A 12,638-nucleotide genomic window follows, 5' to 3' on the forward strand; every position below is an offset into this window, starting at 1 on the left:
TTATTTATTAACCGTTAAACACTTTACTTAGTGAAACTCCTCTCATTCTAGCAATTTCTTCAGGTCTTCTGATATCCAATAACGCTTTGAAAGTAGCTTTCACCACGTTGTGAGGGTTTGAAGATCCTTTAGATTTTGAAAGGATATCGTGAATACCAGCAGATTCCAGTACCGCTCTTACCGCACCACCGGCGATAAGCCCTGTACCGTGAGAAGCAGGTCTTAAGAAGATATCCGCACCTCCGTATCTAGCAGTAGTCTGGTGAGGAATCGTATGGTTCATTACAGGAACTTTCACAAGGTTTTTCTTAGCGTCTTCAACTGCCTTAGCAATTGCAGAAGCAACCTCTTTAGATTTTCCTAAACCGTACCCGATCACTCCTTCTTCGTTCCCTACAACAACAATTGCAGAAAATCCGAAAGCTCTACCTCCTTTAGTTACTTTTGTTACTCTGTTTACAGCTACGAGACGATCTTTAAGTTCTAATCCTCCCGGTTTTACTCTTTCTATATTATCTAGTCCTAACATATTTCCGAAATTTAATGATTAGAATTTAAGTCCACCTTCTCTCGCACCGTCCGCAAGAGCTTTGATTCTCCCGTGATATACGAATCCGTTTCTATCAAATACAATATTTTCGATTCCTGCAGCGATAGCTTTGGCAGCAATAGCCTTACCTACGGCAGCAGAAACTTCAGTCTTAGTTCCGTTAGCTTCAACGCCTTTCTCTCTTGAAGAAGCAGAAGCCAAAGTTTTTCCACTGTTATCGTCGATTAACTGAGCGTAAATTTCCTTATTACTTTTGTATACAGATAATCTTGGCAATTCAGAAGATCCAGAGATTTTTCCTCTTACTCTTCTTTTGATTCTTATTCTTTTTTCTACTTTAGTTAATGCCATAATACTTATAATTTATTAAGCAGATTTACCAGCTTTACGTCTAACAATTTCTCCTACGAATCTTACCCCTTTACCTTTGTATGGTTCAGGCTTTCTGAAAGAACGGATCTTTGCAGCTACCATCCCTAGAAGTTGGTTGTCGTGAGACGTTAAAGTAATAATTGGGTTTTTACCTTTTTCAGTCAATGTATCTACTTTTACTTCGCTTGGAAGTTCTAATACGATACCGTGAGAGAATCCTAAAGCCAACTCAAGTTTTTGACCTGCGTGAGAAGCTCTGTATCCTACCCCTACTAATTCCAGTTTCTTTTCGAAACCTGTATTTACACCAACAATCATGTTGTTGATTAACGCTCTGTATAAACCGTGAAGCGCTTTGTGTTGTTTAGCATCAGATGGTCTGTTTACGTTCAGTTCACCATCTTTCTGTTCTATAGTAATTCCTGCTGTAAGCTCCTGAGAAAGTTCTCCTTTAGGACCTTTTACAGTTACCACACCATCTTTTTCAGTGATTGTAACTCCTGCTGGAACTGTTATAATTGCTTTACCAATTCTTGACATTTTCCTGTGATTAAAAATTAATAAACATAGCAGATTACTTCACCGCCTACTTTCTCTTCTCTAGCTTTCTTGTCAGTCATTACTCCTTTAGAAGTAGAGATGATAGAAATACCCAAACCGTTTAGTACTCTTGGAAGTTCTCCTGAACCTTTGTACTGTCTCAAACCTGGTCTAGAAGCTCTTTGGATAGACTTAATAGCTGGTTTGTTGGTTTGCTTGTCGTACTTTAAAGCGATTTTGATCGTTCCCTGAACAGCGCTATCTTCAAACTTGTAGTTTAAGATATACCCTTGATCAAATAAGATCTTAGTAATCTCCTTTTTGATTTTCGATGCAGGAATTTCCACCACTTTGTGGCCTGCGCTTTGTGCGTTCCTTACTCTTGTTAGGAAATCTGAAATTGGATCTGTTACCATTTTTCTTTATAAATTATTGGTTAAAGAACAATCAGTATTGTAAGGACTTGAAGAGTAAAATATCAGACTTCAGAAATCTTCGGTCTGATATTTTTTATCTTTAGTATCCAGACAACTTAATTGTCCCGATTTTTTAATTAGTAATTATTACCAACTAGCTTTTTTAACGCCCGGGATAAGACCGTTGTTTGCCATTTCTCTGAAAGTTACTCTGGAAATACCAAACGTTCTCATGTATCCTCTTGGTCTTCCTGTTAGTTTACATCTGTTGTGTAATCTTACAGGAGAAGCATTTTTGGGTAATTTCTGAAGTCCTTCATAATCACCTGCTTCTTTTAAAGCTTTTCTTTTATCAGCGTATTTAGCTACTAACGCTTCTCTTTTGCGCTCACGCGCTTTCATTGATTCTTTAGCCATTTCTTAGTTCTTTTTGAATGGTAAACCGAAGTGAGTTAATAATGCTTTAGCTTCTTTATCTGTTTTCGCAGTAGTAACGAAAGTGATGTCCATCCCCTGGATTTTTTTCACTTTGTCGATTACGATCTCAGGGAAAATGATCTGCTCAGTGATCCCTAAGTTATAGTTACCTCTACCGTCAAAACCATCCGCTTTGATTCCAGAGAAATCTCTGATACGTGGCAAAGCAGAAGAAGTTAATCTATCCAAGAACTCATACATTTTGTTAGCTCTTAGCGTAACTTTAGCCCCTACAGGCATACCTTTTCTTAGTTTGAAAGCAGCTTCGTCTTTCTTAGAGATCGTACCTACAGCTTTCTGACCAGTGATATTCGTTAATTCTTCAACAGCATAATCGATAATTTTCTTATCTGCTGTAGCATCTCCTAAACCTTGAGACAAAACAATTTTCTCAAGTCTTGGTACCTGCATTACAGATTTGTATCCGAATTCTTCCATCATTGCAGGAACAATCGTTTCTTTATATGCTTTTTTGGGTCTTGCTATATATTCCATGTGTTATTTAAAATTATAAAGTTTCACCCGTTTTTTTGTTGATTCTTACTTTCTTATCTCCTTCGGTTTTATAACCTACTTTGATCGCTTTTCCGTCTTTTCCAACTAAAGCTACATTTGAGATATGAATAGAAGCTTCTTTCTCAGTGATTCCTCCTTGAGGGTTAGAAGCTGAAGGCTTAACGTGTTTTTTAACAATGTTAAGTCCTGCAACGATAACTCTAGGGTCTCTTCCTTCTTTTTTGATCACTTCAATAACTTCACCAGTCTTACCTTTGATATCTTTCTTACCGGTAGTAATGATTACGTTATCTCCTCTTTTTATTTTTAACTTTGACATTTTTTTAAAATTTTAAATATTAAAGTACTTCAGGAGCTAATGAAATGATTTTCATATATTCTTTGTCTCTCAACTCACGAGCAACTGGTCCGAAAACACGGGTTCCTCTCATTTCTCCCGCTGCGTTTAGCAATACACAAGCATTGTCTTCGAATTTGATGTATGAACCATCTTTTCTTCTAACTGCTTTTTTAGTTCTTACTACTACAGCTTTAGATACCTGACCTTTTTTAGCGTTTCCTGATGGTGTAGAATCTTTGATAGTAACAACGATTTTATCACCAACTGAAGCATATCTTCTTCTGGTTCCTCCCAGAACTCTGATAACCAATACTTCTTTAGCACCTGTGTTATCAGCAACTTTTAATCTTGATTCTGTTTGTAACATTATTACTTAGCTTTTTCAATGATTCTTACTAATCTCCATCTTTTGTTCTTGCTCAAAGGTCTAGTTTCTTGGATCAAAACTGTATCTCCTTCCGCGCATTCGTTGTTCTCGTCGTGTGCAGTATATTTTTTCGTTTTCAATACGAATTTACCGTACATCGGGTGCTTTACTCTCGTAGTTTCACTAACAACAATAGTTTTTTCCATTTTATTGCTGGAAACCACTCCGATTCTTTCTTTTCTTAAATTTCTATCCATTGTAAAATGAAATTATTGTTTGTTAGTTAACTCAGTGTTTAGTCTTGCGATTGTTTTTCTCAAATCTCTGATTTGGATCGGGTTTTCAATTGGGCTGATTGCATGAGCCAATTTCAATTTAGAATATTGAGCTTTTGCTTCAGTTAATTGGTTTTGAATATCACCCGCGCTTAAATTTTTAATATCAGCTTTTTTCATTGTATTCAAAGATTAAAGAGGTTTAACAAAATCGTTAGCAACTATAAATTTAGTAACAACTGGTAATTTTTGTGCAGCAAGTCTAAGAGCTTCTTTCGCTACTTCGTAAGGAACTCCTCCTACTTCGAACATAATTTTACCTGGTTTTACTACAGCTACCCAATATTCCACGGCACCTTTACCTTTACCCATCCTTACTTCAGCTGGTTTTTTAGTAATTGGCTTATCCGGGAAGATTTTGATCCATAGCTGACCTTCTCTCTTCATATATCTTGTCGCAGCGATACGAGCAGCTTCAATCTGTCTTGCAGTGATCCAAGCACCTTCTGTCGCCTTGATTCCGAAAGTTCCATAAGCAAGTTGACTACCTCTCTGGGCATTCCCCTTCATCTTCATCTTATGTACTCTACGGAACTTGGTTCTTTTTGGTTGTAACATAATCTCTAAATTTTAGATTTTAGATTTTAGATTTTAGATTGTTTTTTATTTTAAAAAAGTAACGGTAATTTAAAATTCAAAATGGTCTAATCTAAAATTTTAATTATTATTGTTATTATTGTTATTGTTCTTTCTAGGTCCTCTGTTGTCTCTTCTGTCTCCTCCTCTGTTTTCTCTTCTGTCAGACTGACCGCCTTTTTTCTGTTGTCCCACTAGCGGAGAAAGTTCTCTTTTACCGTAAACTTCACCTTTCATGATCCAAACTTTTACACCTAGCTTTCCGTACTGAGTTAATGCCTCACCGATATGGTAATCGATATCTGCTCTGAAAGTAGACAATGGAATTCTTCCGTCTTTGAAAGATTCTGATCTTGCCATTTCAGCACCGTTCAATCTACCAGAGATCTGAACTTTGATACCTTCTGCACCCATTCTCATGGTACCTGCCATTGCCATCTTCACAGCTCTTCTGTAAGAAATTCTGTTTTCGATTTGCTTAGCAATGCTGTCAGCAACTAATACTGCATCCAGCTCAGGTCTTTTAATTTCGAAGATGTTGATTTGAATATCTTTCTTAGTCAATTTTTTCAACTCTTCTTTCAGTTTATCAACTTCCTGACCTCCTTTACCGATGATAAGTCCCGGTCTAGCAGTAGTAATTGTAACTGTTACTAATTTTAATGTTCTTTCAATATAAATTCTTGAAATCCCACCTTTAGATAATCTAGCTTCAAGGTATCTTCTGATTTTGTAGTCTTCCGCGATTCTGTCTCCATAATCGTTTCCGCCAAACCAGTTAGAATCCCATCCTCTGATGATACCTAATCTGTTACCAATTGGATTTGTCTTCTGTCCCATACCTTGATTAATTTTCTTTATTACCTAAGATTAATGTAACGTGGTTAGATCTTTTTCTGATTCTGTACCCTCTACCTTGCGGAGCTGGTCTTAGTCTCTTCAATTGTCTTGCACTATCCACGAATATTTCTTTAACGATAAGGTTTGCTTCCTCGATGTCTGCACCTTCGTTTTTTACCTGCCAGTTGGCAATTGCAGAAAGAAGTAATTTTTCTAATTTGTTAGAAGCTTCTTTCTTAGAATATTTAAGGATATAAAGAGCTTTATCTACTTGCTCTCCTCTAATGATATCAGCAACTAATCTCATTTTTCTAGGAGAAGATGGGCAGTTATTTAATGAAGCTTTAACAACGTCTTTGTTAGCTTCTTTTCTTGCGATTGAACTATCTTGTTTTCTTGATCCCATGATTATCTGCTTCCTTTGTTTTTGTTACCACCATGACCTCTGAAAGATCTTGTTGGAGAAAATTCGCCTAACTTGTGACCTACCATGTTTTCTGTAACATATACAGGGATAAAAGATTTCCCGTTGTGTACAGCAATAGTTTGTCCTACGAAGTCCGGAGAGATCATCGATGCTCTAGACCAAGTTTTGATAACTGTCTTCTTACCAGACTCTATATTTGCCTGAACCTTCTTATCTAAAGTATGATGAATGAACGGTCCTTTTTTAAGTGATCTTGCCATAATTATTTTCTTTTAGATACGATGTAACGGTTAGACACTTTGTTTTTCTTTCTAGTTTTGTAACCTTTAGACGGCATACCGTTTCTAGATCTTGGGTGACCTCCAGAAGAACGTCCTTCACCACCACCCATTGGGTGATCTACAGGGTTCATTACAACCGCTCTTGTTCTTGGTCTTCTACCTAACCATCTGCTTCTACCAGCTTTACCTGATACAGTTAATTGGTGATCAGAGTTGGAAACTGAACCGATCATTGCCATACATTCAGTAAGGATCATTCTTGATTCTCCTGAAGGCAATTTGATGATCGCATATTTTCCGTCTCTTGAAGTTAATTGCGCTGATGAACCAGCACTTCTTGCTAAAATAGCACCTTGACCAGGCTTCATTTCAACACAAGAAATTACAGTACCCAATGGAATATTTTTCAATTTCATTGCGTTACCTACGTTTGGTTCTACGCTCTCACCTGAAACTACTTTCTGATCTACTTTGATACCATTTGGAGCGATGATATATCTCTTCTCTCCGTCAGCATATTCTAATAAAGCGATAAATGCAGTTCTGTTTGGATCGTATTCTACAGATTTTACAGTTGCTTCAACGTTTGCTTTGTTTCTTTTGAAGTCAATAATTCTGTATTTCTTTTTGTGTCCACCTCCGGTGTAACGCATGGTCATTTTACCTGTTTGGTTACGTCCACCTGACTTTTTAATACCAACTGTTAGAGATTTCTCTGGTTTGTTGGTAGTAATTTCCTCAAAATTGTTTACAATTCTGAATCTCTGTCCCGGGGTGATAGGTTTTAATTTTCTAACAGACATTACTATTATTTATAATTATAATTAATTTACAGCAAAAATATCGATAACCTCACCTTCAGCAAGTTTGATTACCGCTTTTTTCAATTTATTCGTCTTTCCAAGCTGAAGACCTTTTTTAGTATATTTCGCAGATACTCTAGGAGCATAAATCATTGTATTTACGTCTGCTACTTTTACACCGTAAGCTGCTTCAACAGCCTTTTTAATCTGGATCTTATTCGCTTTGGTATCTACCAAGAAAGAATAAGTACCTCTTAAATCCGTAAGGTAATTAGCCTTTTCTGAAATAACTGGTTTAATAATAACTGACATGATTTATTTCTTTAAATTTTCCTGGAATTTTTCAACTGCACCTTCGAAGAATACGATCTCACCTGCGTTTACTAAATCGTAAGAACTGATTTCATTGAAGTTCATTACTTTAGTTTTAGGTAAGTTTCTTGAAGATAAATATACATTCTTGTTAGCTTCAGGAAGAACGAATAAAGATTTTTTACCGTTAAGTTCCAATGCATTTAATACATTGATGAAATCTTTAGTCTTAGGAGCATTTAGGCTCAGATCTTCTAAAACTCTGATGCTGTTGTCTCTCATTTTCTGAGATAAAACAGATTTTTTAGCTAATCTCTTAAGAGCTTTATTCAATTTGAATCTGTAATCTCTTGGTTTTGGTCCGAATACTCTACCTCCACCTCTGAATGTTGGAGATTTAATATCCCCGTATCTTGCAGAACCAGATCCTTTTTGCTTCTTAAGTTTTTTAGTAGAAGCAGTGATTTCGCTTCTTTCTTTTGCTTTATGAGTCCCTTGTCTTTGTGCAGCAAGGTACTGTTTAACTTCTAAGTAAACCGCGTGCTGATTTGGCTCGATTCCGAATACTGTTTCGTCCAGAGTTACTTTTCTTCCGGTCTCTTTTCCTGATGTATTTAATACTACTAGTTCCATTTTCTGATAATTACATAAGAATTTTTAGCTCCCGGAACAGCACCTTTTACTACTAAAAGATTCTGATCTTGATCCACTTTTAATACCTGAAGGTTTTGTACAGTTACCTGCTTACCTCCCATTCTACCAGCCATTCTCATCCCTTTGAATACTCTTGAAGGGTCTGATCCAGCACCGATAGAACCTGGAGCTCTAAGTCTGTTGTGCTGACCATGAGTTGCCTGCATTACACCTCCAAAGCCGTGTCTTTTAACAACACCTTGGAAACCTTTACCTTTAGAAGTACCTGTTACGTCAACGAATTCACCTTCAGCAAATAAGTTTACAGTTACTTCCTCTCCTACTTTCACTTCATCAACGAATTCTCTGTAGAATTCTACCAATTTAGCTTTAGGAGCAGAACCAGCCTTTTTAAAATGACCAGCTAACGCTTTACCAACGTTCTTCTCACTCTTGTCATCGAAACCTAACTGAACTGACTTATAACCGTCTTTTTCAATGGTTCTGACCTGTAAAACCGAGCACGGACCAGCTTGAATAACTGTACAAGGAATATTTTTCCCTGCTTCGTCAAACAAAGAAGTCATACCGATTTTTTTACCAATAATACCTGACATTGTTTATGTTATAATAAAATTTATCCTTTATTTATCGTCATTTTCAGGAAGTCTGAAGTAATTTCTACGTTTGATGTAGGCATACTACGCCCCTAAAATGAGTGTGCAAATTTATGAATATTTTTATAACTGACAAATATTTCATGCAAAATATTTTGATTTTTAATCAATTAGACCATTTTTGTAAAATCGGGAGAAAAATTCAGAGGAATAATTTGTGAATAATAAAATTTTTTCATTACAACCGTTCTTCAATTGCTGTAATTACGGTTTGATTTTTGTTAGGTTAAATTTATTTATAAATCTCCTGATGATATGAAAAATACATATAACCAACTTATTCCGCATCTGAAAAATGCATTCAGTAGTCCTTTTAAATTTTTTGAAAGAAACCTTAGTAATGCCGTAGAAGCAATAAATTCTGCTTTTACCTTTGATGATATTGATTTGTATCAGTAATGAGAACACTCAGATTCTTATGTATTCTGCTTTTGATATTTTCCTGCAGCACGAAGGAAGATCATCCTTACACTTTTTATTACTGGAAAACTAAACTTGCTCTCAATGCGGACGAAAAAATGGCATTGAATAAAACTACCGTCCCTTATCTCTATACCCGCTTTTTTGATGTTGATAAATCCGGAGACAAATTCCAGCCTTTAGGGGTTATAATTCAGGACAAAAGTTTTATAGTCCATCAGAAAATAATACCCGTTGTTTTCATTACCAACCGTACTTTTCTTTACATCAAAAAAGATGAAATAAATTTTCTTGCCCGAAGCATTAATGAGCTGGTAAAAAAGAAAATTACAGACTATCATCTGAACTCCGCATCAGAAATACAGATCGACTGCGACTGGACGGCGGGAACACGTAATGATTATTTTACATTTTTAAAAGAACTGAAAAAAATTTCAGGCAAAGAAGTCACCTGTACGCTCCGTCTTCATCAAGTACGGGATAAATCCACAACAGGCATTCCGCCGGTTAATAAAGTTTACCTTATGTGCTACTCCACTTCTTCACCGTTGGAAAACTCTGATAAAAATTCTATCCTGGATGTCCAGATTCTGAAAAGTTATCTGGCAGATGTTGATCAATATCCTATAAAAAAGATAGAGGTAGCATTGCCTATCTATTCCTGGGGAATTGTAACCAATTATCTGGGAAAGCATAAGCTGATTAACGCTTTAGCAGAAAAAGATCTTGAAAATTCAGATTTTAAAAAGATTTCAGATCATGAAATTGAAATTATGAAAGATGGATTTTATTTCGGAAACTATATGAATAAGGGTTTCAGGATTAAAATTGAATCCATTTCTGACAGTCAGCTCACAGCAGTCACCGATTTTCTCGATAAAAAAATTTCCCGTTACCATATTATTTATTATCAATTGGATGGTAAATTTGTCAGGAACCGAAATTTAAATTTTTAGTTCCTTCGGATGATAGTAAACAAATAAATGCTCACTAAACACCGCTATACAATGAAAAAATACCTTCTCTCACTCGCTGTTGTTTCTCTTTTTTATACAGAATCCGGGGCTTGTGCCTGGTCTGATCCGGATTACGAATATTTCAATCTTTTTACACAGAGTATTATTAAGGATAAATCTTACCTGCCTTTTCTTCACAGCTATTCGACCAGATTTTATACTGATTTTAAACCTTCCATAATACCTGATGAAAATATCGATTCATGGAAAAGATATTTCAGCAATCAGCTGAGCTATGCGCAGACGGAATATCTGGTTAATAAAATGAATATTAACGATCTTAATGCTTTAAAAAAAGGATCGCCCACCAACCAGCTATTGGTAACGTTAGGACCTGGATTTTACCAAAAATACCGTGAAGGACTCGATTATCTTATTGAGGCCAAATACCTGGAACCATACATGAAGATTAATTATATTGAAAGCGCAGATTCATTTTATTATTACAGAGAGCCCGGAACAGGAAAGAACGCAACCAATCTCGATTACAATAAAACCATTGCTGCACTTACCTCATTATATAATGCTGCAAAAAATCCCGAAATAAAACAGCGGTACGGTTATCAGCTTGTGCGATTCAATCATTACACAAGAAATTACGATGCGGCGGTAAAAGCATTTAAAACTTATGTAGAACCTCTGAAACTGAAAGGTGCACCATACATTATGGCGCTTGATCAGCTTGCAGGAGCTCAGCGCGGATTGGGAATGAACAGCGAAGCCAACTGGAACTTCTTCCAGGTGTTCAGGGACAGTAAAAGCAGAAAAGAATCCGCTTTCATATCTATGAAACTTTCAGATACGGCCTCATTTAATAATATTTTAAAAAGAGCCGATACTAATGAAGACAAAAACATGGCTTATTTTCTTTTAGGGTATGAAGATTTCAATAATCCCATTCCTGTAATGGAAAAAATGTTTGAGATCAATCCGGATTCTGAGATCCTGAAAGTAATGGCGGTGAGAAGCATCAATGAGCTGGAAAGAAGCTACCTTCCTATTTATTACTATACAAACGACGACAATAGTGAGAAAACAATTACCGGAACAGACAATACGGATCCGGGTAAAACACAAACTGCAGAGCCTAAAAAAGAGGAACTATCGTTCTGGCAGAAAATAATAAGGTTTTTCAAAAACCTATTCAGCAGTAAGAAAGATAAAAATTCTCCTGATGGAAAAGCAGATCAAAGTGATGATGAACTTCTTGATAATCCGGACAGAATTCCTGTATTCACCAGAAATAACTACTGGTATGATGACAAAACTAAAGATTTTCTGGATGACCTGGAAAAATTCACCTCCAAAACAAAAGAAAAATCCAAAGATGAATATTGGCAGATTGCTGATGCATATCTGAAATTCCTGAAAAAAGATTATAAAGCAAGCACCGAAATTCTAGAGAACATCAAAACCTCCAATCCGGAATACACGGAAGAGATTAAAAGAATGAAAGTTCTGAATGATATTGTTTCCCAGCCGAAAATTGATGCGGATTACGAAGATCATTTAATGAAAGACTATTCAGAATATTTTACAGAAAAACCGGAAGTAAAAAAGGATAGTACCGAAACAGATGAATATAATTATTACGGTGAAGTTCCTTCTACAGCAGACTTTCTGAAAGATGTTCTTGCCAACCGTTATTTTCTTCAGGGTGAAGATGGCAAATCTTTCCTGATGAACAATAAGCTTTCCGACCTGCAGTATAGCCCGAATTCAAGTCTTGTGAAAAGTGTGGAAGATTTCTACAGAAAAACAAACAAAACACAGTTTGAGCAGCAGATTATTGCTAAAAACATTAACGACGTCGGAAATATTGATGCCTTTTTTGCCGTAATTTATGGAGACCGGGCCATGAGGCAGGCAGATTTTGAAAAAGCTAAATCATATTATGCAAAAGCCCAGAACTTCTCCGGAATTCCAAGATCCGATTGGAACTATGATGAGAAAAAACTTACTCCCTTGAAATATCAGGCAGGAGCTTACAATGGATTCAGCAATATCTCCGATCTTGTTTTTGGCCATAATGTCTGGGTAAGTTATCAGAGTGCTCCTGATGAAAGTATGAAGAAGGAAGATTATTCCGCATTTCCATTCATTAAGCCAGCTATGAATAAACTCGAACTGGCGGATGCATTGATCCAACTGAAGAAAATCGGAAATGGAAAAGATGAAAAATCTGCTATAGCCAATCAATTGATAGGAAATGTATTGTACAATACTTCGATTCTCGGATATTACAGGCAGCTTTTTGTAATGGATCTTGACAATTCAAACGGAGGAAAATATTACTTTGACACGTCGCCACGAACAAATCCTTACAAGTATTACTACAAAGGATTCCCGGACAGAATTTATATCGAACCGGATAATTTTGATCTGGCGATCAATTATTATAAACGAGCATTGAGCATTTCAGCCAATAAAGAACAGAAAGCGAGAATTCTTTTCCAGATGGCAAGTGCCGAACAGGGAAAATATTACCAGTATGAGGCCTCACACCCTTCAACCGTTGATTATTCTGATCCTAAATACAGTGAGAAAAGCAATGCTTATCAGAAACAGCTTGATCAGATTAAAAATCAGAAGTACAGAACCTATTTTGCTTTGCTAAAAGCACAATATGCAGATACGGAAACAGCTAAAGACCTGCTGGGAAGCTGCACTTATTTTGGTTATTTTATGCAATAAATTATTAAAAAAACCCTCTGATTAATCAGAGGTTTTTTCTTGTCAT

Annotated in this window: 21 protein-coding genes; 3 read left to right on the forward strand and 18 right to left on the reverse strand. The window is 36.2% G+C overall.

The features are described 5' to 3' along the window. Positions 1–7 precede the first annotated feature (7 nt). The 18 genes from rpsE to rplC all read right to left on the reverse strand — a co-directional run bounded on the left by rpsE (position 8) and on the right by rplC (position 8,402). A complete protein-coding gene (rpsE, locus tag U9K52_RS12965; RefSeq protein ID WP_034712988.1) occupies positions 8–529 on the reverse strand; it encodes a 30S ribosomal protein S5 in 522 nt (173 codons plus the stop codon). Between the two features lie 18 nt (positions 530–547). Continuing rightward, entirely contained in the window at positions 548–901 is a 354-nt protein-coding gene (gene rplR / locus U9K52_RS12970; protein ID WP_169231319.1) for a 50S ribosomal protein L18, read from the reverse strand. Positions 902–916: 15 nt separating this feature from the next. Then, entirely contained in the window at positions 917–1,462 is a 546-nt protein-coding gene (rplF, locus tag U9K52_RS12975; protein ID WP_076391864.1) for a 50S ribosomal protein L6, read from the reverse strand. Positions 1,463–1,479: 17 nt separating this feature from the next. Then, positions 1,480–1,878, reverse strand: a complete 399-nt coding sequence (rpsH, locus tag U9K52_RS12980; RefSeq protein ID WP_116095828.1) for a 30S ribosomal protein S8 — start codon at positions 1,876–1,878, stop codon at positions 1,480–1,482. A 147-nt stretch (positions 1,879–2,025) separates the two neighbouring features. Further along, positions 2,026–2,295, reverse strand: a complete 270-nt coding sequence (gene rpsN, locus U9K52_RS12985; RefSeq protein ID WP_027387207.1) for a 30S ribosomal protein S14 — start codon at positions 2,293–2,295, stop codon at positions 2,026–2,028. A 3-nt stretch (positions 2,296–2,298) separates the two neighbouring features. Continuing rightward, on the reverse strand, positions 2,299–2,850 hold the full coding sequence (gene rplE, locus U9K52_RS12990; RefSeq protein ID WP_072883928.1) for a 50S ribosomal protein L5: 552 nt from the start codon (positions 2,848–2,850) through the stop codon (positions 2,299–2,301). Positions 2,851–2,863: 13 nt separating this feature from the next. Next, positions 2,864–3,190 carry a 50S ribosomal protein L24 gene (gene rplX, locus U9K52_RS12995; protein ID WP_123852737.1) on the reverse strand — a complete coding sequence of 109 codons (327 nt, stop codon included), beginning with the start codon at positions 3,188–3,190 and terminating at the stop codon, positions 2,864–2,866. Positions 3,191–3,209: 19 nt separating this feature from the next. After that, positions 3,210–3,578, reverse strand: coding sequence for a 50S ribosomal protein L14 (gene rplN, locus U9K52_RS13000; protein WP_007839504.1), 369 nt, complete (start codon positions 3,576–3,578; stop codon positions 3,210–3,212). A 2-nt stretch (positions 3,579–3,580) separates the two neighbouring features. Next, positions 3,581–3,835, reverse strand: coding sequence for a 30S ribosomal protein S17 (gene rpsQ, locus U9K52_RS13005; protein WP_029297775.1), 255 nt, complete (start codon positions 3,833–3,835; stop codon positions 3,581–3,583). A 12-nt stretch (positions 3,836–3,847) separates the two neighbouring features. Then, positions 3,848–4,033: a 50S ribosomal protein L29 gene (gene rpmC / locus U9K52_RS13010; RefSeq protein WP_089999869.1), complete on the reverse strand. Its 186-nt coding sequence runs from the start codon at positions 4,031–4,033 to the stop codon at positions 3,848–3,850. A 12-nt stretch (positions 4,034–4,045) separates the two neighbouring features. Next, the gene (gene rplP / locus U9K52_RS13015; protein ID WP_002983219.1) at positions 4,046–4,471 is read right to left on the reverse strand and encodes a 50S ribosomal protein L16; all 426 of its coding nucleotides are present in this window, start codon (positions 4,469–4,471) and stop codon (positions 4,046–4,048) included. A gap of 99 nt (positions 4,472–4,570) precedes the next feature. Then, positions 4,571–5,329: a 30S ribosomal protein S3 gene (gene rpsC, locus U9K52_RS13020; protein ID WP_322926926.1), complete on the reverse strand. Its 759-nt coding sequence runs from the start codon at positions 5,327–5,329 to the stop codon at positions 4,571–4,573. Positions 5,330–5,336: 7 nt separating this feature from the next. Then, positions 5,337–5,735, reverse strand: coding sequence for a 50S ribosomal protein L22 (gene rplV, locus U9K52_RS13025; protein WP_029297778.1), 399 nt, complete (start codon positions 5,733–5,735; stop codon positions 5,337–5,339). Positions 5,736–5,737: 2 nt separating this feature from the next. Further along, the gene (gene rpsS, locus U9K52_RS13030) at positions 5,738–6,016 is read right to left on the reverse strand and encodes a 30S ribosomal protein S19 (RefSeq protein WP_002983209.1); all 279 of its coding nucleotides are present in this window, start codon (positions 6,014–6,016) and stop codon (positions 5,738–5,740) included. A 2-nt stretch (positions 6,017–6,018) separates the two neighbouring features. Further along, positions 6,019–6,840: a 50S ribosomal protein L2 gene (rplB, locus tag U9K52_RS13035; RefSeq protein WP_034678013.1), complete on the reverse strand. Its 822-nt coding sequence runs from the start codon at positions 6,838–6,840 to the stop codon at positions 6,019–6,021. 21 nt (positions 6,841–6,861) lie between these two features. Continuing rightward, positions 6,862–7,152 (reverse strand): 50S ribosomal protein L23, encoded by a 291-nt coding sequence (rplW, locus tag U9K52_RS13040; RefSeq protein ID WP_322926933.1) that lies wholly within the window; start codon positions 7,150–7,152, stop codon positions 6,862–6,864. Between the two features lie 3 nt (positions 7,153–7,155). Then, entirely contained in the window at positions 7,156–7,785 is a 630-nt protein-coding gene (gene rplD / locus U9K52_RS13045; protein WP_248390169.1) for a 50S ribosomal protein L4, read from the reverse strand. Continuing rightward, a complete protein-coding gene (gene rplC, locus U9K52_RS13050) occupies positions 7,776–8,402 on the reverse strand; it encodes a 50S ribosomal protein L3 (RefSeq protein WP_072883922.1) in 627 nt (208 codons plus the stop codon). The genes rplD and rplC overlap by 10 nt, the downstream gene beginning before the upstream one ends. A gap of 315 nt (positions 8,403–8,717) precedes the next feature. Between rplC and U9K52_RS13055 the strand changes: the two genes are divergently transcribed. From U9K52_RS13055 to U9K52_RS13065, 3 genes are read left to right on the forward strand one after another with little or no spacing between them, the layout of a single operon-like run. After that, positions 8,718–8,861: a hypothetical protein gene (locus U9K52_RS13055; RefSeq protein WP_248390166.1), complete on the forward strand. Its 144-nt coding sequence runs from the start codon at positions 8,718–8,720 to the stop codon at positions 8,859–8,861. Further along, positions 8,861–9,838, forward strand: a complete 978-nt coding sequence (locus U9K52_RS13060) for a hypothetical protein (RefSeq protein ID WP_322926936.1) — start codon at positions 8,861–8,863, stop codon at positions 9,836–9,838. The genes U9K52_RS13055 and U9K52_RS13060 overlap by 1 nt, the downstream gene beginning before the upstream one ends. Positions 9,839–9,889: 51 nt before the next feature. Then, a complete protein-coding gene (locus tag U9K52_RS13065; RefSeq protein WP_322926939.1) occupies positions 9,890–12,592 on the forward strand; it encodes a hypothetical protein in 2,703 nt (900 codons plus the stop codon). The last annotated feature ends 46 nt before the right edge of the window (positions 12,593–12,638 follow it).

The organism is Chryseobacterium sp. MHB01 (assembly GCF_034651565.1).
Taxonomy (GTDB): Bacteria; Bacteroidota; Bacteroidia; order Flavobacteriales; family Weeksellaceae; genus Chryseobacterium; species Chryseobacterium nepalense.

Bases quoted from the DNA above. Each gene is read 5' to 3' on its own strand.
- rplW (WP_322926933.1), bottom strand. From the start codon at position 7,152: ATGTCAGTTATTATTAAACCAGTTATTTCAGAAAAGGCTAATTACCTT.
- rpmC (WP_089999869.1), bottom strand. From the start codon at position 4,033: ATGAAAAAAGCTGATATTAAAAATTTAAGCGCGGGTGATATTCAAAAC.
- U9K52_RS13055 (WP_248390166.1), top strand. From the start codon at position 8,718: ATGAAAAATACATATAACCAACTTATTCCGCATCTGAAAAATGCATTC.
- rpsN (WP_027387207.1), bottom strand. From the start codon at position 2,295: ATGGCTAAAGAATCAATGAAAGCGCGTGAGCGCAAAAGAGAAGCGTTA.
- rplC (WP_072883922.1), bottom strand. From the start codon at position 8,402: ATGTCAGGTATTATTGGTAAAAAAATCGGTATGACTTCTTTGTTTGAC.
- rplN (WP_007839504.1), bottom strand. From the start codon at position 3,578: ATGTTACAAACAGAATCAAGATTAAAAGTTGCTGATAACACAGGTGCT.
- rplB (WP_034678013.1), bottom strand. From the start codon at position 6,840: ATGTCTGTTAGAAAATTAAAACCTATCACCCCGGGACAGAGATTCAGA.
- rplV (WP_029297778.1), bottom strand. From the start codon at position 5,735: ATGGGATCAAGAAAACAAGATAGTTCAATCGCAAGAAAAGAAGCTAAC.
- rplF (WP_076391864.1), bottom strand. From the start codon at position 1,462: ATGTCAAGAATTGGTAAAGCAATTATAACAGTTCCAGCAGGAGTTACA.
- rplR (WP_169231319.1), bottom strand. From the start codon at position 901: ATGGCATTAACTAAAGTAGAAAAAAGAATAAGAATCAAAAGAAGAGTA.
- U9K52_RS13065 (WP_322926939.1), top strand. From the start codon at position 9,890: ATGAAAAAATACCTTCTCTCACTCGCTGTTGTTTCTCTTTTTTATACA.
- rpsS (WP_002983209.1), bottom strand. From the start codon at position 6,016: ATGGCAAGATCACTTAAAAAAGGACCGTTCATTCATCATACTTTAGAT.
- U9K52_RS13060 (WP_322926936.1), top strand. From the start codon at position 8,861: ATGAGAACACTCAGATTCTTATGTATTCTGCTTTTGATATTTTCCTGC.
- rpsE (WP_034712988.1), bottom strand. From the start codon at position 529: ATGTTAGGACTAGATAATATAGAAAGAGTAAAACCGGGAGGATTAGAA.
- rplD (WP_248390169.1), bottom strand. From the start codon at position 7,785: ATGGAACTAGTAGTATTAAATACATCAGGAAAAGAGACCGGAAGAAAA.
- rpsQ (WP_029297775.1), bottom strand. From the start codon at position 3,835: ATGGATAGAAATTTAAGAAAAGAAAGAATCGGAGTGGTTTCCAGCAAT.
- rplP (WP_002983219.1), bottom strand. From the start codon at position 4,471: ATGTTACAACCAAAAAGAACCAAGTTCCGTAGAGTACATAAGATGAAG.
- rplX (WP_123852737.1), bottom strand. From the start codon at position 3,190: ATGTCAAAGTTAAAAATAAAAAGAGGAGATAACGTAATCATTACTACC.
- rpsH (WP_116095828.1), bottom strand. From the start codon at position 1,878: ATGGTAACAGATCCAATTTCAGATTTCCTAACAAGAGTAAGGAACGCA.
- rplE (WP_072883928.1), bottom strand. From the start codon at position 2,850: ATGGAATATATAGCAAGACCCAAAAAAGCATATAAAGAAACGATTGTT.
- rpsC (WP_322926926.1), bottom strand. From the start codon at position 5,329: ATGGGACAGAAGACAAATCCAATTGGTAACAGATTAGGTATCATCAGA.